We start from the raw sequence: 23,491 nt of genomic DNA on the forward strand, positions 1-23,491 counted from the left end.
TGAATACCATGCTTCTCCAGGACAAGGTCGCCGTCGTCTACGGCGGAGGCGGCTCGATCGGCGGCGCGGCGGCGCGGGCCTTCGCCCGCGAGGGCGCGCGGGTCTTCCTCGCGGGCCGCACCCAGGCCCCGCTCGACAAGGTCGCCGCCGACATCCGCGCCGCCGGAGGGACCGCCGAGACCGCGCTGGTGGACGCGCTGGACGAGGAGGCGGTCGGCGCGTTCGCCGGCTCCGTGGCAGGCCGGGCCGGCGGCATCGACGTCTCGTTCAACGCCATCGGCGTCCAGGACGTGCAGAAGCCGCTGCTCGAGATCTCCGTCGAGGACTTCCTGCAGCCGATCGGGGTCGCCGCGCGGACGCAGTTCCTGACCACCAGGGCCGCCGTCCAGCACATGATCCCCCGCGGGTCCGGGGTGATCCTGATGTTCGGCGGCAGCGGGCCCCAGACGGCGCATGGGCTCGGCGGCTTCAAGGTCGCGCTCGACGCCATGGAGGGCATCCGGCGGCAGTGGGCGTGCGAGGCCGGCCCGTACGGCGTCCGCGTCGTCACCATGGTCACGGGTGGCGTGCCGGAGAGCCTGCCGGGCGACTACCCCGGCAGGGACGGGCTCGAGGCCGCGCTGCGCGAGCCGACCCTGCTCAAGCGGACGGCGACGCTGGCCGATGTGGGCGACGTGGCCGCCTTCGTGGCCTCGGACCGGGCCAGGACCATGACCTCCGCGACCGTGAACATCTCCTGCGGCGCGATCGTGGACCACTGAGTTGCCCGAATTGCCCGACGACCGGCTAAGCCTCACTTTCGCGGCGCTGGCGGACCCGACGCGGCGCGCGATCCTCGCCCGGCTGGCCGAGGGCGAGGCGACGGTGAACGAGCTGGCCGAGCCGTTCGACATCAGCCTCCAGGCCGTCTCCAAGCATCTCAAGGTGCTGGAACGGGCCGGGCTGATCAGCCGGGGCCGTGACGCGCAGTGGCGGCCCTGCCGCCTGGAGACGGCGCCGCTGGACGACGCCTCGGAGTGGATCCGCCGCTACCGGGACCGCTGGAGCGACCGGTTCGACCGGCTCGAGCAGGAGATCAAGAAGATCCAGGAGGGTGAGCATGAGTGACACGGAGTTCGTGATCGAACCCGGCCGCCAGGACATCGTCATGATCCGCGTCTTCGACGCTCCCCGGGAGACGGTGTTCCGGGTGGTCACCGACCCTGAGCTGGTACCCCGGTGGTGGGGGCCGCGTTTCCTCACCACCCGCGTCGATCTGATGGAGGTCCGCCGGGGCGGCCTGTGGCGGTACGTGAACATCGACGCCCGTGGCCGGGAGCACGGCTTCCGGGGTGTCTACCACGACGTGGTGGCGCCTGAGCGGTTCGTACGGACCTGGGAGTTCGAGGGCTGGCCCGGGCAGGTGGCGTTGGAGACGGTCACCCTGGAGGAGGTGCCGGGCGGGACACGGTACGTAGCCCAGTCCGTGCACCAGTCGGTGGAGGAGCGGGACGCGATCGTGCGGGCCGACGGGCCGAGGGGCGGGCGTGAGTCCATGGACCGGCTGGCCGAAGTGCTCGCTCAAAGGCCCACCAGGACGTAAGCGGACCACAGGTCGGGCTCGGCGGGACCGTAGAGGTCGCGTAGTTCGAGCACGGCCTCGCGCAGCGCCTGCGCCGGGCCCGTGCCGGAACGCAACCTGGTGTGGAAGTCGCGCATCAGGGCCCTGGTGACCTCGGTGGAGACCGGCCACAGCGGGAGGAGCACCGACCTGGCGCCCGCGTGCAGGAGCGCGTGGGCCAGGCCCTCTCCACCGATGACCCCGCGTTCGAGTGCGGTGAGGACGACGAGCCTGGCGTCCACGGTCATGCTCATGAGCTGCCTGGCGGTCAGGAGGCCGTCGGCGAGCCTGATGCCCGAGCCGAACGGGTCGCTGGAGTCGAGCACGGCGTGGCACGACAGGTGCACCACGTCCCAGGCGCCGGGAAGTCTGGTCGCGGTGGCGGCCGGGCCGGTGAGGGGCTGAGTGCCGAGCAGAGCGGCGGCGTCCTGTGCCGCCGCTTCGAGTACGGCCCGGCTCTCTGGTTCCGCGGTGTACCCGAGCACCAGCGACTGGGCCGCGGCCGCGGACGTCCGCTGTGCGAGGCGGGCCAGGGCGGCGACGGAGGGGGCGTAGGTCACGGGGAAGCGTTCGAGGGGCGGGCGGCCGTTCGGGGCGAGGGCGTGGAGCGGGATTCGGTGGAGTTCGGCGTGCGGGACCAGGTAGAGGTGGTCCAGGCCGTCGCCGAGCGCGTCGAGCACGTCCGCGAGCAGGAGGTCGGCCAGGCGGCGCCAGAGGGCGGCGCGGTGGCGGCGCGCCTCGATGTCCAGCAGGTCCGGTCGCCGCCCGTCGATGGTGGCGGTGAAGTCGGCCAGCAGGCCGCGGCCGGCTGTGGTCGGGAAAGCGCGCGGCTCGGGCCAGCCGGTGCGGTGGGCGAGCACCGTCACGGTCTCCTCGCCGACGTGGAAGCCGACGAGGGCGACGGCTCCGCCTGGCCGGCCGGGGGTGACGAGGGTGTCGAGTTGGAGCCGGTCGGGTGGGGTGTCCCGGCGCAGTGCGACGTATTCGGGTGCGAGTGGCTCCATGCGCCGCCACAGCGCCTCCACGCCGCCCCGCGCGGTACGGGCCCGCCGGATGAGCGCCGCGGCCTCCGCCGGGTCGCGGGTGTTGCGCGCGGCCGACATGAGCGTCCGCACGGCGCCGAGCGCGCGTCGCTCGGCCTCCAGCAGCTCGCCGGGCACGCTGCTCGGCGCGTCCAGCGGGTGCTCATCGTCGGGGCCTGCCGGGCCGGGCGCATGCCCGAGGCCGAGCCGGGCGGCCGGCGTGCTGGACCTGGCCTGCTCCACGTGCCTCCAGGCCGTCATCCCGCGCCCCAGGCGCAGGGCGAGCTCGATGACCCTGTCATCGGAGGCGTGACCCAGCTCGTAGGCCTGCTCAGCGTCGGCGAGCGCGCCCGGTAGATCCCCCAGTTCCTCCGCCGCGAGAGACCGGTGGTGCAGGGCGATCCCCAGCTCCAGGTCGTGGCCGAGCTCCTCCAGCAGCTCGACGGCCTCGGTCAGCCGCCAGTGGGCCCGGGCGTACGACGCGGCGGCCACGTCGAGCGTGCCCAGGCGGCTCAGGGCGAGGGCCGCCCCGGGCCAGAAGCCGATCTCCTGAGCCAGGGCCAAGGCCTCCGCCAGCGAGACCCCGGCCGGGGCGGGGTCCTCGAGGCGAGCACGCATGATGAGGGCGAGAGCCACGCCGCGGGTCCGTCCGGCGGCGCGTTCGAGGTCAAGGGCCCGTTCGGCGAAGACGCCGGCCTGGTCCGTCGAGCCTCGCAGCGCGCAGACCAGGCTCAGGTCGGCGTAGCCGTCCGCGAGACTCCCCCGGCTGCCCCGTTCCTCCCCGATCGAGATGGCCTCCCGGTACATGGCCTCGGCCTCCGCGAGCTCGCCCAGCTTCAGGTGGAGCGCGGCCCGTCCGGCCAGCAAGGATGCACGCAACGGGCGCCAGATCGGCGAGGACAGCAGCCCTAGTCCCTCGTCGAAGGCGCGGGCGGCCTCCTCCCAGCGGGCCTGGTCCGTACGGACGCGGCCGAGCAGGTCGAGGGCCTGCACGAGATCGGCGGGGAGCACGCCGTCGGAGTCGCGGGCCAGGGCGACCGCCTGGGAGAGGTGCTCGGCGGCCTCGTCCAGGCGGCCCAGCTTCCTCGACGCCGCGCCGAGATTGCGCAGGTGGTCGATCATGAGGTGGTCGCGCAGCTCGTAGCCGCGGGCGGCGTACGCGTGTGCGGCTTCCAGATCTCCCAGCGCGCGGCAGAAGGCGGAGAGCTTGGCCAGCAGGAACGAGTAGTGCTCCGAGACGATGGGGCGGCCGTTCACGCCCTGCCCGGAGACGATGGGGCCGCTGTACACGGCCTGCTCGGCGAGGGCGCGGGCGGTCTCCAGGTCACCCGCGGCCTCCGCTTCCTCGATGCTGAGCCAGGTCTCCAGCCGCTCCGTCTGGTCACCGCCCGCCCTGATCGCCTCGGCCAGGCTCGCGTGGCCGCGGGTCACGTCCCCGAGGGTGAGCTGGATGCTCGCCAGCCGCGACAGCAGCTCCGCGTCCAGCCCCCCGCCCATGGCCGCGATGAGCTCGAAGGACCCGCCGCGCTCCGCTGAGCCGCCCTCCTCCACCGAGCCGCCGGACACCCCCGAGCCACCCGAGTCCCCCGAGCCGCCGGGCGGCATCGAGCCGAGGGCCGCGAGTGCCGGGTCGAGACCGCTGAGGCCGTCTTCGAGCGCCGCTCGGGCGCGGCGGAAGTCGCCGCGTTCCTCCAGGGCGAAGCCGAGCTTGATCGAGGCGAGCGCCGCCAGCCCCGGCCGGCCGCTCACGCGGAACCCGGCCACCGCCAGCTCCAGCGCCTCAACCTGCGCTTCCAGGTCACCGGTACGGGCGGCCAGCGCGGCCAGCCGGTCGCGTACGACGGCCTCCTTGAGCGGATCCCCGGCGGCCGGCCCCAGCGCCGCGTTCAGCCGTTCCCCGGCCTCCTGCCACGAACCCAGCCGCATGTCCAGCGCGGCCAGCCCCAGCGTGGCGGTGAGCTGGGTCTCCGGATCGCCTTCCGCGGTGGCCAGCTCCAGCGCGCGTTCGAGATCGGCCAGCGCGTCGTCGAAGCGGTCGAGGACGGTCAGGCAGGTGGCACGCATGGTCAGCGCGGAAGCCTCCTTCGCGAAAGCCCGCAGCCTGGCGAACGCCTGCCCCGCCGCCCCGAACTCCTCCAGCGCCCGCTCAGTCTCTCCCTCCCCGTACGCGAGCACGGCCATGTTGTAGCGGACCGAGGCGGCCCCGTCGTAGTGGCCGAGGACTTCGTACTCGCGTTCGGCCAGCTGGAAGGCCATCCTGGCGCCGTCGGCGTCTCCGCGGGCCCGGCGGCGGCGCGCGATGCGGTACCACTCGTCGGCGGGCTCGCGCCGCTCCCCCCTGCGCCGCACGATCTCCACCAGCCGCGTCTCGCAGGCGGCGGCCTGGCCGGGGTGGCCGCGCCCGGCCAGGAGCACGGCCTGCGCGTCGAGCGTCCTGCAGGCCTCCTCCCACGCCCCGGCGGCCTCCAGCTCGATGGCGCACGCGGCGATGAGCTCGCCCGCGGCCGTGAGGTCGTCCTGGTCGAGGGCCGCCCTGGCGGCGGGGACGAGCACCAGGGCCGCCGGCCGCGCCTCGCCGAGCTGGAGATACAGCTCGCGCGCCCTGGCCGCGCAGGCGACGGCGCCGACGGGGTCGCCGGCCGCCAGGCAGGCCTCGGCCGCGTGCCCCTGCTGGGCCGCCTCCTCCGCGGCCAGCCCGGCGCTCTCGCACAGGGCGATGGCCCGCTGGTGGTGTTCGAGGGCGCGGGCAGGGTCACCCGCCTGGAGGAGGACCAGGCCCATGTGCCCGAGCTGGAGCGCCTCCGAACCGGCCTCCCCCAGCGAGCGGTAGACGCCCGCCGATCGCTCGAAGGACTCGATGGCCAGGTCGAACTCGCCCAGCTCCCGGTGGATGAGCCCCTGCGCGGACAGCGCGTACGCCATCCGGGCACCGCCGCCGAACGCCTCCGCGGCACGCCCCAGCACGACGCAGGCCGTACGCCGCCGCCCGAGCTCGCTCAGCCGCTGCCCGGCCTCCAGCAGGAACTCGCCGGGCGAGTCGGCCTGCCGCTCGGCGTAGCGCAGCAGCTTGACCGCCACCTCGCCCTCCGGAAGGTCAGGCAGGGCCAGCGCCAGCTCGGTGGCGGACTGGGCGAGCTGCTGGTCCGGCGGCAGCGGGCCGTCGAGCACCGCGCCGAGCAGGGACAGCAGCTCGGGGTCCCCGTCCCTGGCGAGCGCGAGCACCTCCCCCAGGTCACGCACGTCCCCCCGGGCGGAGAAGCGCGCCAGCAGCGCCCGGCACAGCACCCGCTGCGCGGGCGCCTGGTCGCGGGAGGTCTTCACGGCCAGCTCCAGGCCCTGGCGGGCCGCGTCCACCGCTTCGTGCAGGTCCTCGGCCCGCCCCGCCTGTGTGGCCCGCCACCGCAGCACTTCCGAGACCAGCTCGTACGCCTCCGCGCGGAACGCCAGCCGCTCACCGGCCGCCAGGGCCTCGCGCAGCGCGGCGACGGCCTCGTCGGCTTTGTCCGCGCTGAGGTCCAGCTGGAGCGCCTGGCCGAGCATCAGCAGCACCTTGGCCCTGGCCGGGTCCCGCTCGCCGTGGGCCGCGAGCGCGGCGCGGGCGGCCGCGATCGGCTCGGCGGGGTCTCCCCTGGTCACGACGGCCCGCCTGAGCAGGGCGTTCGCGAGGTTGGCGAGCAGCCTGGCGCGGTCCGGGTGCCCGCTCGGCGCGAGCCCGGCCGCCTCGCGCATGATCTCGATGGCGCTCTCCAGGTCGGCCGGCTCGCCGGTGACGCCGTAACGCTTCCAGCGGCGGTCGCCCAGCAGGCCGAGCCGGACGACCGGGTCGCTCCCGAGCCCCCTCGCCGTCTCGTCCGGCGTCACGTGGAGGGGCTCCAGCATCTCCGTGCCGGCCTCGAGCGAGCGCTCGTCTCCCGTGACGACGAACCATTCGACCAGCCCGGCCGCGTACGGGGCCAGCACGCCGGGGTGGGCCCACTGCTCGTGCCAGAAGTCCAGTGCGCACTGCCCCACCCTGATGAAGGCCAGCAGATCGCGGTCGGCGAACGACCCCGCCGACCGCGCGTGGGCGAGCTCGACCAGCGCCAGCAGGGCCCGCGACCTGTCCTGGCTGCGCGGCGCCGTCTCCGCGGCCGCCAGGTACGCTCTGACCAGCTCCTCGTCGCCGAACGCCGCCATGCCGAGCGCCGTGGCCAGCTCCGCCGCGTGGGACGGCTCGGCCAGCGCCGCCCTGAACAGCAGGTGCACCGCGTCGTCGATGTGCTCCCGCTCCCCCGTCACCCCGAACAGCCGCACCAGCCCGTCGCCCAGCAGCGCGAGCGCACCGGGCGCCCAGGCGGGGTCGGGCGAGCGTACCGACTCCTGTAACAGCAGCTCCTCGAGCCGGTCGGCCACCTCGGGCGTGGGGTCCGCCATGGCGCGCCGGACCAGGGCGTGGACCAGCAGCCCCACGTGCGCGTACGTGGCCGGGTCCACGTGCTGGAACACCTCTTCCACCAGCCCCGCCCACGTGCCGGCCGAGTCGCCGGCGGGCGCCGTCGAGCCACGCAGCCTCTCTGGAAGGCGACCGGGATCGGCCACGGCCACGGCGGCGAAGAACGCGCCCGCCACCGCGGCGTCCTGCGCGGTGCGCTGGTCCAGCCGGTAGCGGGTCAGGTGCAGCATCCCGATCAGCCGCCAGGTGGCCGCGTCGGACCGGTCGCCGGCGCACGCGCGCATCGCCTGCTCGGCTTCGGCCAGCGCCGCGGGATCCCAGATCAGGCCGGGATCCGCGACCTGCTCGAACCGCGCGATGCGGGTGGCCAGCGTCCCGGCCGGTTCGGTCATGGGCACAGGCTCCCACCGGCTGGCGTCCCCGTACAGGACCGTGCCTTCGACCACCACATCGCCCCGTACGGTACCGCGCGCCGGCGCGCGCGGTCGCCCCTTTAGGGTGTCAGCTCGATGAAGGAGACGCCCGGCATCGGCAGGTCGAAGGTCACGGTGAAGCCGCCGCCGTCGACGGCCGCCGGAGGGGCCAGCTCGTCGAGCGTGCCGGCGGCGCGGAGCTTGTCCCACTGCTCGTCCGCCGGCCACTCGCCGCCGCCCATCGACTGCCAGGCCGCCTCCACGTTGGAGTGGTCGCGGTCGACGCGGTGGTGGGTGAGCGTGTACGCGCCGTCGAGCCCGTCGATGGTCAGCGTGACCGTACGGGTCAGCTCGGGAGCTCCCGCGGCCTGGGCGTGGTTGAGCGTGCCGTTCCAGACCAGCACGCCGATCCTGCCGTCGTCGTGCCTGGCCGCCCAGGCCTCGACGCCGGCCACGTCGCCGTCGAGCGTGGCCGCCAGCTCGGCGTCGCCCAGGCGGGCGGCCAGGGCGAGCGCGTGGAAACGGGGCTTGCGCAGGTTGCCGACGGTCAGCAGCCCGAACCCGCCGTGGAACAGCCGCGGCGGCCGGCCCAGCTCCTCGAAGTGGTCGGAGGCCACCCAGTGCGACAGCGCGGCGATCCTGCCCGCGGCCGACTTCATGCCGTGCAGCACGAAGGCCGCCCCGAACGGCCCGTCGCCGATGCCGTGGAAATGGGTCGGCGTGGGTCCCCACTCGGTCCACCAGATGGGCACGTCGAGGCCGTACCTCTCCAGGGTGGGCCGCCAGTCGAGCGGCGCGTTGCCGTAGGTGTGGGTGGAGACGAAGTCGAGCGCCGCGCCCGACTCCTCGACGTGGGCGAGCAGCTCCTCCACCCAGCCGTTGGCGGCCGAGGCGGGGCCGCCGACGCGCAGCTCCGGGTGCACGTTCTTCACGGCCGCGGCTGTGACGTCGTAGAGCAGGAAGTACTCCTCCGGCGTGCCGGACCAGAAGACGGCCAGGTTGGGCTCGTTCCAGACCTCGAAGGCCCAGTGGTCGATCAGCTCGTGGATGCCGTACCGCTCGGCCAGGTGCTCGACGAGCGCCCGGACGAGGTCGCTCCACGCCTCGAAGTCCTTCGGCGGCGAGACGATGGCGCCGTACTCGAAGACGGTCTTGGAGGGGTCGGAGGCGAGGTCGCGCGGCATGTAGCCGAGTTCCACGATCGGCCGCAGGCCGAGCTCCATCACCCTGTCGTAGACCTCGTCCACACGGCTGAAGTCGTAGACCGCCTGCCCGTCGACCTCCCGGTAGACGCCCAGGTCGTCGCCGAGGACGGCGTGCGCCCTGACCGTCTGGACGCCGAGCTCGTCCCGCATGATCCGCAGCGCCTCGGCCAGCTCCGCGCCGATGGGCCTGCCGCCGGTCCGCTCGGTACTCAGCAGGTGCGACAGGTGCTCGGACCCCACCATGAACGCCCACGGCCGCGGCAGCTCGCGCGTCACCCGCCGCCCGTCCACGCGGACGGATACCTCGCCCCCCTCCTTGAGAGGCTCCGCGTGGACGGGCGGGGACATGGGGCCGGCGTGGTCCATGGCGGAGACGGCGGCCACCGCGTAGGAGGCCGCCCCGTGACCCGTGTCCACGTACCGGCAGGACGGGACGGCGGGCACGTCCACGTCCGGTTTGATGACCGGCTCGCCGTCCCTGTGCACCAGATAGCCGATGGCCCCGGGCACGGGGTCCCAGGTCAGAGTCACCTGGCCGGCCCCCGGGACCGCCGTGAGGCCCGTGGGAGCCGTCAGCTCGGGCCGGGCGGCCGGGCTGATCGCACCGGACTCCTGGCCGATGCGCTCCTGCCAGTCGCGGTGGGCAGCCTTGTTCATGGAGAGACGTTCCATTCCTCGATTTCCATTACCGGGCGCAGCTTGGCCTCCACGCCCGAGCCCGCGAAGTAGCGGTGCAGGTCGCCGCCGGTGAGCACGTTGCCCAGGGCCGCCATCGCCATCCCCTGGTCGAGCGCCAGGTACCACTTGGACACGGCCCCCGAGCGGACGGCGACGCTGTCGTAGAAGCCGCCGGGGCCGTAGACGTCGAAGTTCCGGCGCAGCTTGGCCAGGTTGTCCATGGCCGCCGCCTTCGCGTACGGCAGCGCCAGGAAGGCGGCGTGCGGCGTCACCACGCCGTCGCCGAAGGCGGCGGGCTCCGGCTTGGCGGGGCGGCAGCCGTCGTAGCCGGGGTCGGTGCTGGTGCGTTCGCGGTCGGAGGTGTAGCCGGGCTCGTCCATGCCGAGGGGATCGACGCCGTACTCGCGGTAGCCGCCGTGCGGGTCGTTGGCCGGAGAGAAGCCCCAGTAGCCGTACTCGGCCTCGTTCAGGCCGTGCTCGATCTGGGCGCGGACGAACACCGGGTGGTTGCGGCCCCAGCTTCTGGGCGCCCACTCGGCTTCGGGGACCACGAGGTCCGGCATGAGGGCCTCGAACATGGAGCCGCCCCAGTTCGGGACGTAACGCATGCCGCGGTAGGCGTACGTGCCCTCCCAGACGTTCACGCCCAGGTACTTCTTCCACGATCCGACCGGCTTCTGGTCCTGCCAGCCGAAGTCGCAGCCGTTGTCGGGGAACGTGCGGTAGGGGCCGAAATAGCTTTCGGGCGGGAGCTGGCCGAGCGCGATGCCCACGTACTGGCCGATGCGGGTCTCGGCGGGGGCGCCGTAGTGGTGGCAGGTGGAGTAGACGGTCGTGCCGGTGCCCGCGTAGTCGCTCTCGACGTAGCAGCCGTCGGGCGGCTCGGGCCAGAAGCCCCCTCGGATCAGCCCGGTGCCGGCGTCGGGGCGCGCCGCGGGGTCGTAGTAGGACCTGAAGTTCATGGAGGTCAGCAGGCGGTTGGCGCGGGAGGCGTATTGCGGGGTGGCGTTGCGGACCATCATGAGGGCCGCGGCCAGCCAGCCGTTGTCCACGCTTGAGGCGAACAGGCGCACCGGGTCCCCGGTCTCCGGCCAGGTGTGGATCAGCTGGAGGGTTCCGGGGTCGTACCAGTTGTAGAACTGGCCGGTGGGCGCGTCGCGCTCCAGCCTCTCCAGCGCCTTGAGCACCCTGCCGATCCTGGCGGCGGCGTCACCGCCGCTGATCAGGCGCAGGTCCCGGGCGGCGAGCGTGCTCCACAGGTACGTGCCGATGTTGGTGGGCGAGGTCACCTTGGCCCTGGTCGTGAGGTCGCCGGTCACCTTGTCGGCGGGCAGGCCGGTGGCCGGCTCCACCATGGCGGTGATCGAGAGCCAGGTGTCCCTGGCGTAGCCGAGCAACGTGCTGTTCCCTGAAGCGTCGGCGGGGGCGGCCGGCACCGTCAGGGCCAGCACCAGCACGCCGGACAGGACTGTCTTGCGCATGAGGGGCTCCTCTTACTTGAGGCCGGTGGTGGCGATGCCCTGGATGAAGAAGCGCTGCAGGAAGACGAACAGGAACAGGATCGGCGCGATCACCACGACCGACCCGGCGACCAGCAGGTTGTAGTGGGTGGACTCGTGGCCGTTCAGGATGTTGAGCGCGACCGGCAGGGTGTACATGTTCTCGCTCTGCGCGACCACGGCCGGCCACAGGAAGTTGTTCCACGCACCGAGGAAGGTGATCAGCCCCAGCGTGGCCAGCGGCGGGCCGCAGAGCGGCAGGATGATCGCGAAGAAGATCCGGAACTCCCTGGCGCCGTCCACCCTGGCCGCGTGGATCAGCTCGTCCGGCAGCTCCGAGATGAACTGCCGCATCATGAACACGCCGAGCGGCGTCACCACGCCCGGCAGGATGATCCCGATGAACGTGTTGACCATGCCGAGCTGGGCGATCAGCACGAACTGCGGCATCATGACCACGATCGCCGGGATCGCGAGCTGCACCAGCACCAGTGCGAACGCGAGGTTCTTGCCGCGGAAGGGCAGCTTGGCGAAGGCGTAGCCGACCATGGAGCAGAACAGCAGGTTCGTGGCGACCAGCACGAGCGCGATGACCATGCTGTTGGCGAAGGCGTGGCCGATGTTCACCCGCTGGAACAGCTCGGCGAAGTTGTCCAGCGTGAACGTCTCCGGCCAGAACGTCGGCGGGTCGCGCCTGATCTCGTGCTCGGGCTTGACCGAGCTGAGCGCCGTCCACAGGAACGGCCCGGCGACCAGCACGAGCCCCAGGCTCAGCCCGAGATGGACGACCGCGCGCTGGCGGCGGGTCCTGCTCACCTTCTCCTCCCCAGCCTGAGCTGCAGTACGGCCAGCGCCACGATCACCATGAACAGCACGGACGAGGCGGCGCCCGCGTAGCCGTAGTTGCCGACCCCGAACTGGTTGAAGATGGCCAGTGAGGCCGACAGCGTGGAGTTCAGCGGCCCGCCCCTGGTCATGACCAGCGGCTCCTCCAGGAACTGCATGAACCCGACCGAGCTGTACACGGTGCAGAACAGCAGCACCGGCCGCAGCGAGGGCACGGTCACCGATCGGAAGCGGGCCCACCGCCCGGCGCCGTCCACCTCCGCCGCCTCGTACAGCTCCTTCGGGATGCTCTGCAGTGCCGCCAGCAGCACGACCATGTTGAAGCCGAAGCTGCGCCAGGCCGTCATCACGATGATCGACGGCAGGGCCGTGGACGTGCTCTGCAGCCAGTTCGGTCCCTGGACGCCCGCCAGGCCGAGCAGCCGGTTGACCAGCCCGGCCTCCGGCTCCAGCAGGAACTTCCAGGCCACGGCGATGCCGATGATGCTGGTGATGTTCGGCAGGTAGTAGCCGAGCCGGAAGAACGCGGCCGGCAGGCGGGCGATCCCCGAGTTGAGCAGCACGGCCGCGGCCAGCCCGAGCCCGATGGTCAACGGCAGCGCGGTGACCACGAAGACCACGGTGTTGAGCGCCGCCCCGCGCATGGCGCCGTCGTTCATGAGCCGCAGGTAGTTGTCGATCCCGACCAGGTTGACGGCGAGCGGGTCGGTCACGTCGGTGCTGCGCATGTCGGTGAAGCTCATGCCGATGCCGACGAGCAGCGGACCCAGGTAGAAGACCACGAACAGCACCACGAACGGCAGGATGAAGATCCATCCGATCCACGTGTGACGTAACGAGATCCGGATGGCACTCGCCCGGAGCGCCACGCTCATAGGCCAGTGCCGATCGTGTCGGCCTGCGACTGGATGGCCTTGAGCGTCTGCTCGGGCGTCTGCGTGCCGCGGGCCAGCTTCTCCAGCTCGCTCTCCAGCACCTTGGCCACCTGCTCCCACGTCGGGAACGGCGGCGGCGTCTTGGCGTCCTTGAGCTGCTCGCCGAAGACCGCGAGCTGCTTGTCGGCGGTCAGCTCCGGCTCCTGCCAGGCCTTCTCGACCGCGGGCAGCGACTTCACGGTCGTGTACCACTTGGCCTGGACCTGCGGCTCGCTCAGCCACTGGATGAACTTCCAGGCCGCGTCGCGGTTCTTGGCCTTCTTGAAGACCACCATGTCCGCCCCGCCCACGAAGCTCGTCGCCGAGACCGGGCCCTTGGGGTAAGGGGCGACGTCGAACTTGTCCTTGAAGCCGGGGCCGCCGTCGTTGTTCAGCACGCCGATCATCCAGGGGCCGGAGAAGAAGCCGCCGACCTCGCCCTTGATGAAGCTCTGCGGGAAGGCGCCCTCGGGGGTGTTGTTGGGGGCGAGCTTCTGGGTGAACAGCGACTGGTACTGCTTGAGCGCCGTGAGCGCCTCGGGGGTGTCGAACGTGTACTTCCCGTCCTTGACGATCTCGCCGCCCGCCTGCCAGATCAGCGGCAGCACCTCCTGCCAGGAGGCGCCCTGCGTGTAGCTCTGGTTGAAGCCGTTCCTGGCGCCGCCCTTGTCCTTGAGCGCCTTGGCGAACGCGGTGAACTCCTGCCAGGTCGCAGGCGGCTCGACGCCCGCCTTCTTCGCCTGGTCGGTGCGGTAGTAGAGGACGCGGGTCTCGACGTACCACGGCACCCCGTACGCCGTGCCGTTGACGTCGACCGTCTGCCAGGCGCCGGGGAAGAACGCGGACTTGTCGACCAGGTTGCCGGGCGTCGGCTCGAGCGCGCCGGTCTTGGCCAGCTCGCCCGACCAGGTGGAGCCGACCATGGTCACGTCGGGCGTGGCGCTGCCCGCGATGGCCGCGGTGATCTTGTCGTGCGCCACGTCCCATCCGATCGCCGTGACGCTGACCTTCACTCCGGGGTTGGCGCTCTCGAAGTCCTTGACGAACGCGCCGAGTGCCTTGCCCTCCTCACCCATCGCCCAGACCGTGACCTCCCCCGTGACCTTGCCGGTCGTGACGTTCTGCGCCTGCTCGGGCGCTTTGTCGGCGCTGCGGCCGCAGCCCGCGGCCAGGATCGCGAGAGCCAGCGCGCCTCCCGTGGCGGCGCGCCAGGTGGTGGTGTTCACGGACTACCTCCTGGGGGGTGGTCACCGCAGCCGGCGCGGATCGCCGGCTCGGTGGTCAGGGCTTGGTGGCGTGGGGTGGTCACCGCAGCTGGAGCGGATCACCAGCTCGGTGGCCAGGCTCTGGTGGCGGGGCGCGTCGCGGACGCCGGTGATCAGCTCGTCGAGCGCGCGGGCGGCGCGGGCGCCGAGCTCGCGCATGGGCTGGCGTACGGTGGTCAGCGCCGGGCGGGCGTGGCGGGCGGCCATGATGTCGTCCCAGCCGGTCACGGCCACGCCACCGGGCACGTCGAGACCGAGCTCCTCGGCGGCCAGCAGTGCCCCCAGCGCCACCTCGTCGTCGGAGCAGATGATCGCCTCGGGCCTGCCCCTGCCCTTGAGCAGCTGCCTGGCGGCCTCGAAGCCGCACTCCACGGTGTAGTGCCGCGTGTCCACGGCCTCGATCGCGCCGCCGAGCACCGACCGCACGCCCTGCCAGCGCTCGTCCACGTCGTCCTGGCTGGTCATGGGCGCGCCGAGGAAGGCGAAGCGCTCGTAGCCGTGGCCCGCCAGGTGGGCCGCCAGCCGCCCCGCCGAGGCCGCGTTCTCGCTGCGCAGCGTGTCGGCGCCGGGCAGCGGCTCGCGCGAGATGAACACCAGCCGCATGCCGAGCCGTACCAGCTCGTCGACCAGGGCGTCGGGAACGGTGTGCCCGAAGATCAGCATGCCGTCGACCCGCCCGGCGAGCTCCTTGACCAGGTCGTTGACGCGCGTGCGCCCCTTGGTGGACAGGATGACCACGGAGCGCCCCAGCTCGGAGGCGACCTCCTCGTAGCCGAGCAGGACCTCGGTGTAGTACGGGCCCGCGAGGTCGGGGAAGACGATGCCGTTGGCGGCGTGGCGGCCCTCGGCGAGGCTGACGCCGAGGCGGCTGGGCGTGAAGTTGAGCTCCTCGACCGCCTTGAGCACCTTCTCGCGCGTCCTGGCCGCCACCGGCCCCGTGCCGCGCAGCGCCCTGGACACGGTCGCGATCGACACGCCGGCCCGCTTGGCCACCTCGTAGATGGTCACGTCCATCGAGCTTCTCCCTCGGGTGTAAGCGCTTTCAGGATTGCGTGTGTAAGCGCTTACACAAATGCAGTGTGCCAGGCTTGTTAACTTCTCGTACAGACCTCGGCGCGTAACGGTGAGGTCACGCCCGCGGTGGGTAGGGCGGGATCATGCTCTACGGCAAGGAACATGTACGGCGCTACCAGGAGACCAACGGCGAGGAAGGGCACGACTGGAACAACACGACTGTCCTCCTGCTCACCACCAAGGGCCGCAAGTCAGGCGAGCCCTATACGACGCCGCTCATCTATCAGAAGCACGGCGACGACCACGTGGTCGTGGCCTCGAAGGGCGGGGACCCCGATCACCCGCAGTGGTACAAGAACATCCTGGCCAGCCCGGAGGTCGAGGTGCAGGTGTGGGGCGACAAGTTCAAGGCCCGCGCCCGCACGGCCTCGCCGGAGGAGAAGCCGGAGCTCTGGCGGCTGATGGCCCGCACGTGGCCGGACTACGACGAGTACCAGAAGAAGACCGACCGCGACATCCCGGTCGTGGTCCTGGAGCGCGTCAAATGACGGGAGCCCCGCCGTCGCCCGGCGGGGCTCCCGGAACTCACTTGATCTCGTAGGCCCTGATGACGGTCTCGGTGAAGCCGTTGCCGCCGCTGTCGGCGGCCGTGACGCGAAGCGAGGCGAACTTGCCGCGCGCGCTCGCCGGGTTCCAGGTCTCGGCGGACCAGGCGCCCTTGCCCGAAGGGTGCACCAGCGTGGGCAGCCAGGTGCGGCCGTCGTCGTAGGAGGTCTCCAGGGTGAGCGTGCGCAGGCCGAGGCCGGGTGAGCCGTCCTGGCGCTGGACGCTCAGCGGGATGCTCATGTGGCCCGCTGCCGCCCGGTTGCGGTCGTCCAGCTCGGGGCCGATCTTGACGGTCAGCAGCGGCAGGACCTGCCGCTTGCCCGGCTCGGCCGACTTCGACCTGAACCGCCACTCGGCGCTGACCCGCGTGGACAGCTTGGTCTGCTTCGCGTCGCGGTCGGCGGTCATGGTGAGCCGGTACTCACTCTCCTTGGTCTCGGCGGGCACTTCGACGTTGCCGAGCAGGTAGCCGGCGGCGGAGATCTCCTTGCCGTCTCGGTAGAGCTTGGCCTGCGGGTTGACGTAGTCGCCGTAGGAGACGCGATCGGACGTGCTGTCCTCGAACAGCCCGGCGGAGAACTGCAGCAGGTTCTCCTCGCGCCAGTTGTAGTCGCCGCCGGGGTTGAGCGCGGCCGCGAAGACGCCGGTGTTCCACCGGTCGGTGGTCTTCTCGCCGGCGCGGTAGACGGTGGTGTCGCCGAAGAAGAACTGGTCCACGTCGTCCCACCCGTCGGGCGGGGTCTGGTACTGGATGAACGACGGGTACCAGCCGGTGTCGCCGGGCGTGTAGTACTCGGTCCTGCGGAACGGGAGCGGGAAGCGGGAGACGCCGGCGTACGGCATCCACGCCAGCTCCGTCCCGTACAGCACGGGCAGGGCGAAGTGCTCGCCGAACTTGACGTCGTTCTGCGTGGCGTACGTCGAGGTGACCTGGGCGAGGTCGCGGCGGCGCGGGCGGTAGCCGGGGTCGGCGGGGATGCGCGGCTCGGCCTTCATGAGGTGGTAGAAGTACGGGCTGTCGTCGTAGCCGCCGTCGCCCTTCGGCTTGGCCCACTGCGTCCACCGGTAGTAGGCGAACTTCTTGCTGACCGTACGGCTCGTCGGGATGGCCTTGATGCCTTCGACGCGGTCCGCGCCCCACATGCCGGCCAGGTCCACGTCCACGCCGAGGGGCTGCTCGCCCTCGACGAGCTGGAGCATGCCGAGCATGCCGATGGCCAGGCGCGCGGTCGGCTCCTCCGTGCGCACGTCCACCGTCCTGGCCTTGCGGGCGTCGGCGGCGACGGTGCGGTCGGCGTCGAGGGTGAACTCCGGATCGGCGGCCATCACTATGGCGCCGTCGCTGTCCAGCATGAGGGTGACGACGGTGTAGCGGTGTCCCCTCTGCAGCCTGAGGTCCAGCGCGCCACTCGAGATGTCGTAGTTGCGCTGGTCCTTGGCGTCGAGGTCGATCACCCCGGCGAAGGCGGCCTGGGCGGGCTGACCGTCCGTGCCGGTGAAGGTCAGCTTGACCGCGCGTTTCTCCGGCTCGACGCGCATGCCGATGCCGGTGCGCACGGAGACGCCTGCGTTCCTGGCGATGACCGTGCCGCTGAAGATGCCGACAGGGCCGGGCTCGGCCGTCACCTTGACCTGGGCGGTGCCGTGGGCGGGCACCTCCACTGCCGTGGTGCCGAGCTTGAACGGCGTCACCGTCGCGCCCTCGCCGTCCTTGGCGGTCACGCTGAGGTCCAGCCGGACCGCGGCGTCGCCGTCGTTGCGGTAGGTGAGCGTCTTCTCCCTGGGCCCGGAGCCGGGCAGCTCGAGCTCTCCCATGCTCAACGTGGCGGGCTCGGCCGTGACCTGTTGGGTGACGGCGCGGGCGACGTCCACACGGCCGGAACCCTGGACGTAGGCGCCCAGTTCGTCGCCGGGCGCGGTGGAGGCCATCAGCGTCGCCTTGATCTGGCCGGCCTTCCAGCCGGGGTGCTGCCCCGCGACGATCGCGGCGGCCCCTGCCACGTGCGGCGTGGCCATGGACGTGCCGCTCAGCGCCGTGTACGAGTCGTCGACCGGGTCGCCGAGCGAGGTGCCCGCGGCCCTGGCGGCGACGATGCCGACACCCGGCGCGATCAGGTCGGGCTTGACCGCGGCGTCGCCCAGGCGCGGGCCCGTGCTGCTGAACTGCGCGACCGTGTCGTCGTCGCGGTAGGACGCGCCGACCGAGAGCGCGCGGTCGGCGGTGCCCGGCGAGCCGAGGGCCTGGGGGCCGTCGTTGCCCGACGCGATGACGAACAGCGTGCCGTACTGCTCCGACAGGCTGTTGACGGCCTGCTCGATCGGGTCCTCGCCGGGAGAGTCGGGCTCCCCGAGGCTGAGGTTGGCCACCCGGGCGCCGTTCTCGGCCGCCCAGGTCATGGCCTCGATGATGGCCGAGTCGGGGCAGTAGCCGCTCTGCACGCAGACCTTGCCGATCAGCAGCTTGGCGCCGGGGGCGACGCCCTTGTACCTGCCGCCCGAGGCTGCGCCGGATCCGGCGATGGTGGCGGCGACGTGGGTGCCGTGGCCGTTGAGGTCGCGTACGTCGGGCTCGTCGGTGAAGTTCTGGGCCTTGGTGACCAGGCCCTGGAGGTCGGGGTGGTCCGGGTCGTAACCGCTGTCGAGCACCGCGACGGGGACGTCCTTGCCGGTCTGTCCTGCCGCCCAGGCCTGGGGGGCGCCGATGTGCGGGACGCTGACGTCGAGGGAGAGCTTGGCCTTGCCGTCCAGCCAGATCTTCGCGGGCGCGGCCGCCGCCGTCCTGGCCTGCCCGGTCAGGGTCTTCCAGAGTGTGCCCGAGCCGGTGCGGGGCTCGCTCTGCGCGACCCCGTTGATCGCGGGCAGCGGGCGCCCGCCCGCGGCCCGCAGCGTGGCAGCGCCGGCCTGGTCGGGGTACGTCAGGATCAGCGGGAGCGACGGGCTGGCGGCGTCGTCGTAGCCGAGCGCGGCGAGCCGGGTGACGTTGAACAGCCGCGGGTCCAGCCTGCCGGCGGCCAGAAGGGGCATCGCGTCCGTGGGGACGATGCTGAGCCCGTCCTTGGCCCGGCGGTGCACGAAGGTGACCTTCTCCCTGCCGGGACCTGGCTTGACGTCGAGCTGGGTCTGCTTGCTGGGGAGCGGGCGGAGGGTGACCTTGTCGCCGGTGATGAGGGTGATCGTCTTGGGCGGCTCGGCCTTGGCGGCGGGCTGGTCTGCCTGGTTCGCCTTGATGGATGGGGCGGGGGTGGGGGCCGCCTGGGCCGGCGTGGCGGCCGCTATGGCGGCCGTGATCACGACGCCCAGAATGGCGATCTTTCTCTGAAGCACACCCCGGTTTCTAGTTGTCAGTGAAAATTGGTGACAAGGTGGTTTCTGTGGCCTATTGCGGCAACTGCCGGAAGTGGCCAAGATCGAGGGCATGCTTGAGGACGGCCGGGCGCTGGAGGTCGTGGGGATCAGCGCCTTCGACGAGCGGATCTACCGCGGGGTGCTGGCCTGTCCCGGCATCACCGTTCAGGAGCTCGTCATGCGCAGCGGGGAGAGCGCGGGGCGCATCCAGTCGTCGCTGAGCAGGCTCCGTGCCAAGGGCCTGGTCAGCCGCCTGTGGGGACGCTCGCCCCGGTGGACGGCGACGAACCCGGGCACCGCGATCCGCACGCTGGTGCGCGGCCTCCAGAGCGAGCTGGACCAGCTCACCGACACGGCCGACGAACTGGAGGCGGCCTTCCGCACCGTCGGCCAGGACCCTGGGGAGGGCGGCCAGTTCGAGGTGCTGGCGGGGCCGGAGGAACAGGCCCGGTGGTACGTCCGGCTGCAGCAGGAGGCCAAGGAGGAGGTGCTGACCTTCGACCGGCCTCCGTACGTGCTGGACTATCACAATCCGCTGCAGACCGGCCTGCTCCGCGACGGCGTCCGCTACCGGACCATCTACACGCCGGAGGCCTTCGATCACGCCGGGGCGTTCGACGAGGTGGGCAAACTGATCAAGGCGGGCGAGGAGGCGCGGATCCTGCCGGAGCTGCCGTTCAAGATGGCGATCGTCGATCGCTGGCGGGCGGTCATGCCGCTGACCATGGACCCGCCGCTCACGCGCGGAGTGCTGATCATGGGGTCCACCATGGTGGTGGCCCTGGTGGAGCTGTTCGAGCGCCTGTGGCGGGAGGCGCTGCCGGTGCGTCCGGAGCTGTGGCAGGAGCCTGGCGCGCCGGACCCCGCCGGCGAAGCGATGTCCGGGCTGGGCGTGGAGGATCGCCGGCTGCTGGCGCTGCTGGCGGCGGGGCTGAAGGACGACGCCATCGCCCGCCAGCTCGGTACCAGCCCGCGCAGCCTCCGCCGCCGCCTGCGCCACCTCCTGGACGAGCTGAACGCCGAAACCCGCTTCCAGGCCGGTGCACAGGCCAGCCGTCGCGGCCTGGTGTGAGGCCCACCTCCATCCCACCCCGGCGGCGAGTGCGCGGCAGCACGCCCCCGCCCCGTTCTCCCTCCATGGGACCCCAGCCGAAGTGCGACGGGACCGTCGGGCTACGGCCGCGCCGCCGGCGTGCGCTGAGGTCCTCAAGGGGAGAGAGGCGGAAGCGCGCGACGGCGTTCCTTCCCATGGGACCCCGTGGGCCGGGGGTCAGGGACGTAGCGTCGCGTACAGGTCCATCGTGCGGTGGGCGATGCGTTCCCAGGAGAAGTGCTCGACGGCCCTCGCCCGCCCCGCCACCCCGAGCGCCGTCGCGCGCGCCGGCTCGCGCAGCAGGGTGTTGACGCGCTCGGCCAGGTCGGCGGCGAACCGATCGGGGTCGTACGGCGTGCCGTCGGGCCCCTGCGCGATCGGGACGAGCAGGCCCGTCTCCTCGTCGGCCACCACCTCGGGGATGCCGCCGGTGGCCGTCGCCACCACGGCCGTCTCGCAGGCCATCGCCTCCAGGTTGACGATCCCCATGGGCTCGTAGACCGACGGGCACACGAACACCGTCGCGTGCGTCAGCAGCTGGATCACCTCGGGCTTGGGGAGCATCTCCTGGATCCAGAACACCCCGTCGCGGTCGAGGCCGCGCACCAGCTCCGTGACCTCCGCCGCGATCTCCGGCGTGTCCGGGGCGCCCGCGCACAGCACGAGCTGGGCTTCGCTGTCGAAGGAGCGCGCCGCGCGCAGGAGGTGGACCAGGCCCTTCTGCCGGGTGATGCGGCCCACGAAGATCACGTAAGGTCTGCGCGGGTCCACCCCGTGCTTCTCCAGCACGTCGGTGGCGAAGTCGGGGGCGTACTCCGCGGTGTCGATGCCGTTGTGGATGACGCTGACCTTGTCCGGCGGGATCTCCGGGTAGGCGGACAGGACGTCGCGGCGCATGCCCTCCGACACCGCGATGACCGCGTCCGCACCGGCCAGCGCGGTCCGCTCGGCCCATGACGAGATCGTGTAGCCGCCGCCGAGCTGCTCGGCCTTCCACGGCCGCAGCGGCTCCAGGCTGTGCGTGGTGATCACGTGGGGCACGCCGTGCAGCAGCTTGGCGACGTGTCCGGCGAAATTGGCGTACCAGGTGTGCGAGTGAACGACGTCCGCGCCCTCGCAGGCGGCGGCCATCTCCAGGTCCACGCCGAGCACCTGCAGCGCGGCGTTGGCGCCGGCCAGCCCGTCGGGCACCCGGTAGGCCGAGACGCCCGGCTCGGCGCGATCTGCTCCGAAGCAGCGAACGCGTACGTCGGCCAGCTTCCGCAGCTCCCTGGCCAGGTATTCCATGTGCACCCCGGCCCCGCCATAGACCTCGGGCGGGTACTCCCGGCTGAGCAGATCAACACGCATGACACGACCTTATTGGGGGCTGTGTCCCCCGGACCACATCGACAAGCCGAAGATCAGGAGCTCCCGATCGTGCATTGCACAACAAATCTGGACACGAAGGAAGTTCTCCATGCCGGGTTTCGTCGATAGATCGGCCATTTGAGGGTAGCGTCCTGGACATGAAGTCCCGGAGGGTGCTCGCGGTCGTGCTGGCAGGTGGAGAGGGCAAGAGGCTCATGCCGCTCACGGCGGATCGGGCGAAACCGGCTGTGCCGTTCGGGGGGATATACCGGCTCGTCGATTTCGTGCTGTCGAACCTGGCGAACGGCGGCTTCCTGAAGATCGTCGTGCTGACGCAGTACAAGAACCACAGCCTGGACCGGCACGTCTCGCGCACCTGGCGGCTGTCGGCGATGCTGGGCAACTACGTGACCCCGGTGCCCGCGCAGCAGCGGCTCGGGCCGCGGTGGTTCTCGGGTTCGGCGGACGCCCTGTTCCAGAACCTCAACCTGATCTACGACGAGATGCCCGAGCACGTGATCGTGTTCGGGGCCGACCACATCTACCGGATGGATCCCCGGCAGATGGTCGAGCAGCACGAAGACTCGGGCGCGGACGTGACGGTGGCGGCGATCAGGCAGCCGCTGTCGCTGGCCGACCAGTTCGGGGTGATCGAGACCGATCCTGAGGGGCGCAGGATCGTGGCGTTCAGGGAGAAGCCGAAGGACGCGGTGGGGCTGGCGGACTCGCCCGACGAGGTGTTCGCGTCGATGGGCAACTACGTGTTCAAGACGCAGTCGATGATCGACGCGCTGCGGGAGGACGCCCTCGATCCCACCAGCAAGCACGATCTGGGCGGCAACATCATCCCGATGCTCGTCAAGTCGGGCGGGGCCGACGTGTACGACTTCGCCAACAACATCGTGCCCGGCTCCAGCGAGCGCGACCGCGGCTACTGGCGCGACGTGGGGACGCTCGACGCCTACTACGAGGCCCACATGGACCTCATCTCGGCGCATCCCATCTTCAACCTCTACAACGACAAGTGGCCGATCTTCACGGGCCACGACCCGCTGCCTCCGGCCAAGTTCGTGCACAACGAGGGCGACCGGGTGGGGCGGGCGATCGACTCGCTGGTCTCGCCCGGCGTGATCGTCTCCGGCGGCACGGCGATCAGGTCGATCCTGTCGCCCAAGGTGGTGCTCCACTCGCACTCGCTGGTGGAGGACTCCGTGCTGATGGAGAACGTCAAGGTCGGCCGGGGCGCCGTCGTCCGGAAGGCGATCATCGACAAGAACGTCGTGATCCCCGACGGGGCGAGGATCGGGTTCGACCTCGAGTACGACCGCACCCGGTTCGCGCTGACCCGGGGCGGGGTCGTCGTGATCGGCAAGAACGAGATCGTCGACCGCTAGCGGCCGCGTGTCCTGGCGCGCTCGGGGCGTACCGGCCTCGTCCGGCAGCGGTAGCCGGGACGGGCTGCGTGCGTGACATGAGCCCGGCGCACGCCGTAGCGCGCCCCGGGCTCACGCCGGACTAACCGCCGGTGGCGGACGGGACGGGCCTAGCCGCCGTCATCCCAGGCGCTGCCGGCGCTCCACGCGGGGCTGCCCCACCGGCTGACCCAGCTGCGCTGCCAGGGCCAGCGGTAGAGATGGATCTGGGCCGGGGCGGTGTCGATGGCGACGTACGGTTCGCGGCCCCGGCCGGTGCGGTACCAGTCGTCGTTGCGTTCCTCGTCGTACGGGATGGCGTCGTAGGTGATCGGGCGGCTCGTGCTGGTGAGGTCGGCGCAGGCTTCGGCATCGACGCCGAAGTCGCCGGCCCACAGCGGGTGCGATACGTCGGCTTCGCTCAGCTCGCAGGGACCGGCCTCGGCGCCGGCCGGGCCGGCCAGACCGAAGAGCGCGGCACCGGTGATCAGCACACCGCCTGCTGCCAGGAGCTTACCTTTCATGATCCCCCCTGTAACCATGAAGTGACGACATCACTACTGTAAGAAGCGATGTCCGTAACGCGGGTAACGGCGCGCCCGCCTTTGTGCCGGACGCCGAGATCGTCCACGTCGACCGGAGCATCCGCGGGGGCGACGCCATCCGCGCATGGGCGGACAACGAGGTGATCGGCGGCCGCATCGTCAAGGCCGGCCTCCAGTACGCCTGAGCTGTATTCCGCATTCTGTATGGAAATTGGGCCTTGAAGCCGCCGGCGTTGAGGATCACGCTGGCGG

17 protein-coding genes are annotated in these 23,491 nt (G+C 71.7%); 7 read left to right on the forward strand and 10 right to left on the reverse strand.

What is annotated here, in order from left to right; genetic code table 11:
• The first annotated feature begins 8 nt into the window (after positions 1-8).
• The 3 genes from ACQPWU_RS37340 to ACQPWU_RS37350 are packed head-to-tail and all read left to right on the forward strand — an operon-like array spanning position 9 to position 1,582.
• Complete coding sequence (locus ACQPWU_RS37340; protein ID WP_433430135.1) at positions 9-761, forward strand: SDR family NAD(P)-dependent oxidoreductase; 753 nt, start codon at positions 9-11, stop codon at positions 759-761.
• Between the two features lie 10 nt (positions 762-771).
• Entirely contained in the window at positions 772-1,107 is a 336-nt protein-coding gene (locus ACQPWU_RS37345) for an ArsR/SmtB family transcription factor (protein WP_433445384.1), read from the forward strand.
• On the forward strand, positions 1,100-1,582 hold the full coding sequence (locus tag ACQPWU_RS37350) for an SRPBCC family protein (RefSeq protein ID WP_433430136.1): 483 nt from the start codon (positions 1,100-1,102) through the stop codon (positions 1,580-1,582). Before ACQPWU_RS37345 ends, ACQPWU_RS37350 begins: the two co-directional genes overlap by 8 nt.
• On the opposite strand, the gene ACQPWU_RS37355 is transcribed toward ACQPWU_RS37350, so the two are convergent.
• The 7 genes from ACQPWU_RS37355 to ACQPWU_RS37385 form a co-directional block, all read right to left on the reverse strand.
• Positions 1,561-7,446, reverse strand: coding sequence for a CHAT domain-containing protein (locus tag ACQPWU_RS37355; protein ID WP_433430137.1), 5,886 nt, complete (start codon positions 7,444-7,446; stop codon positions 1,561-1,563). The genes ACQPWU_RS37350 and ACQPWU_RS37355 overlap by 22 nt on opposite strands.
• A 101-nt stretch (positions 7,447-7,547) precedes the next feature.
• Complete coding sequence (locus tag ACQPWU_RS37360) at positions 7,548-9,329, reverse strand: GH39 family glycosyl hydrolase (protein WP_433430138.1); 1,782 nt, start codon at positions 9,327-9,329, stop codon at positions 7,548-7,550.
• Positions 9,326-10,831 (reverse strand): glucoamylase family protein, encoded by a 1,506-nt coding sequence (locus ACQPWU_RS37365; RefSeq protein WP_433430140.1) that lies wholly within the window; start codon positions 10,829-10,831, stop codon positions 9,326-9,328. Before ACQPWU_RS37365 ends, ACQPWU_RS37360 begins: the two co-directional genes overlap by 4 nt.
• A gap of 12 nt (positions 10,832-10,843) precedes the next feature.
• Positions 10,844-11,665 (reverse strand): carbohydrate ABC transporter permease, encoded by an 822-nt coding sequence (locus ACQPWU_RS37370; RefSeq protein ID WP_433430141.1) that lies wholly within the window; start codon positions 11,663-11,665, stop codon positions 10,844-10,846.
• Positions 11,662-12,570, reverse strand: coding sequence for a carbohydrate ABC transporter permease (locus ACQPWU_RS37375; protein WP_433430142.1), 909 nt, complete (start codon positions 12,568-12,570; stop codon positions 11,662-11,664). Before ACQPWU_RS37375 ends, ACQPWU_RS37370 begins: the two co-directional genes overlap by 4 nt.
• Positions 12,567-13,835, reverse strand: coding sequence for a sugar ABC transporter substrate-binding protein (locus ACQPWU_RS37380; RefSeq protein WP_433430143.1), 1,269 nt, complete (start codon positions 13,833-13,835; stop codon positions 12,567-12,569). The genes ACQPWU_RS37375 and ACQPWU_RS37380 overlap by 4 nt, the downstream gene beginning before the upstream one ends.
• Before the next feature lie 21 nt (positions 13,836-13,856).
• Positions 13,857-14,888 carry a LacI family DNA-binding transcriptional regulator gene (locus ACQPWU_RS37385; protein ID WP_433430145.1) on the reverse strand — a complete coding sequence of 344 codons (1,032 nt, stop codon included), beginning with the start codon at positions 14,886-14,888 and terminating at the stop codon, positions 13,857-13,859.
• 143 nt (positions 14,889-15,031) lie between these two features.
• Between ACQPWU_RS37385 and ACQPWU_RS37390 the strand changes: the two genes are divergently transcribed.
• Positions 15,032-15,436: a nitroreductase family deazaflavin-dependent oxidoreductase gene (locus ACQPWU_RS37390; RefSeq protein WP_433430147.1), complete on the forward strand. Its 405-nt coding sequence runs from the start codon at positions 15,032-15,034 to the stop codon at positions 15,434-15,436.
• Between the two features lie 37 nt (positions 15,437-15,473).
• Here the strand turns inward: ACQPWU_RS37390 and ACQPWU_RS37395 are convergent, their stop codons facing one another.
• Positions 15,474-18,818 carry a S8 family serine peptidase gene (locus ACQPWU_RS37395; protein ID WP_433430148.1) on the reverse strand — a complete coding sequence of 1,115 codons (3,345 nt, stop codon included), beginning with the start codon at positions 18,816-18,818 and terminating at the stop codon, positions 15,474-15,476.
• Positions 18,819-18,909: 91 nt separating this feature from the next.
• Here ACQPWU_RS37395 and ACQPWU_RS37400 point away from each other — a divergent pair, with 91 nt between their 5' ends.
• Positions 18,910-19,911, forward strand: coding sequence for a TrmB family transcriptional regulator (locus ACQPWU_RS37400; RefSeq protein ID WP_433430149.1), 1,002 nt, complete (start codon positions 18,910-18,912; stop codon positions 19,909-19,911).
• Positions 19,912-20,109: 198 nt separating this feature from the next.
• Here ACQPWU_RS37400 and glgA read toward each other — a convergent pair whose 3' ends face one another.
• Positions 20,110-21,282 carry a glycogen synthase gene (glgA, locus tag ACQPWU_RS37405; protein ID WP_433430151.1) on the reverse strand — a complete coding sequence of 391 codons (1,173 nt, stop codon included), beginning with the start codon at positions 21,280-21,282 and terminating at the stop codon, positions 20,110-20,112.
• 158 nt (positions 21,283-21,440) lie between these two features.
• Between glgA and glgC the strand changes: the two genes are divergently transcribed.
• Positions 21,441-22,676, forward strand: a complete 1,236-nt coding sequence (gene glgC, locus ACQPWU_RS37410) for a glucose-1-phosphate adenylyltransferase (protein WP_360711235.1) — start codon at positions 21,441-21,443, stop codon at positions 22,674-22,676.
• Between the two features lie 149 nt (positions 22,677-22,825).
• On the opposite strand, the gene ACQPWU_RS37415 is transcribed toward glgC, so the two are convergent.
• Positions 22,826-23,218, reverse strand: a complete 393-nt coding sequence (locus ACQPWU_RS37415; RefSeq protein ID WP_433430152.1) for a hypothetical protein — start codon at positions 23,216-23,218, stop codon at positions 22,826-22,828.
• 83 nt (positions 23,219-23,301) lie between these two features.
• Between ACQPWU_RS37415 and ACQPWU_RS37420 the strand changes: the two genes are divergently transcribed.
• Complete coding sequence (locus ACQPWU_RS37420) at positions 23,302-23,424, forward strand: hypothetical protein (RefSeq protein WP_433430153.1); 123 nt, start codon at positions 23,302-23,304, stop codon at positions 23,422-23,424.
• Positions 23,425-23,491 lie beyond the last annotated feature (67 nt).

This window comes from Nonomuraea sp. CA-141351 (assembly GCF_050944675.1).
Lineage (GTDB): Bacteria > Actinomycetota > Actinomycetes > Streptosporangiales > Streptosporangiaceae > Nonomuraea.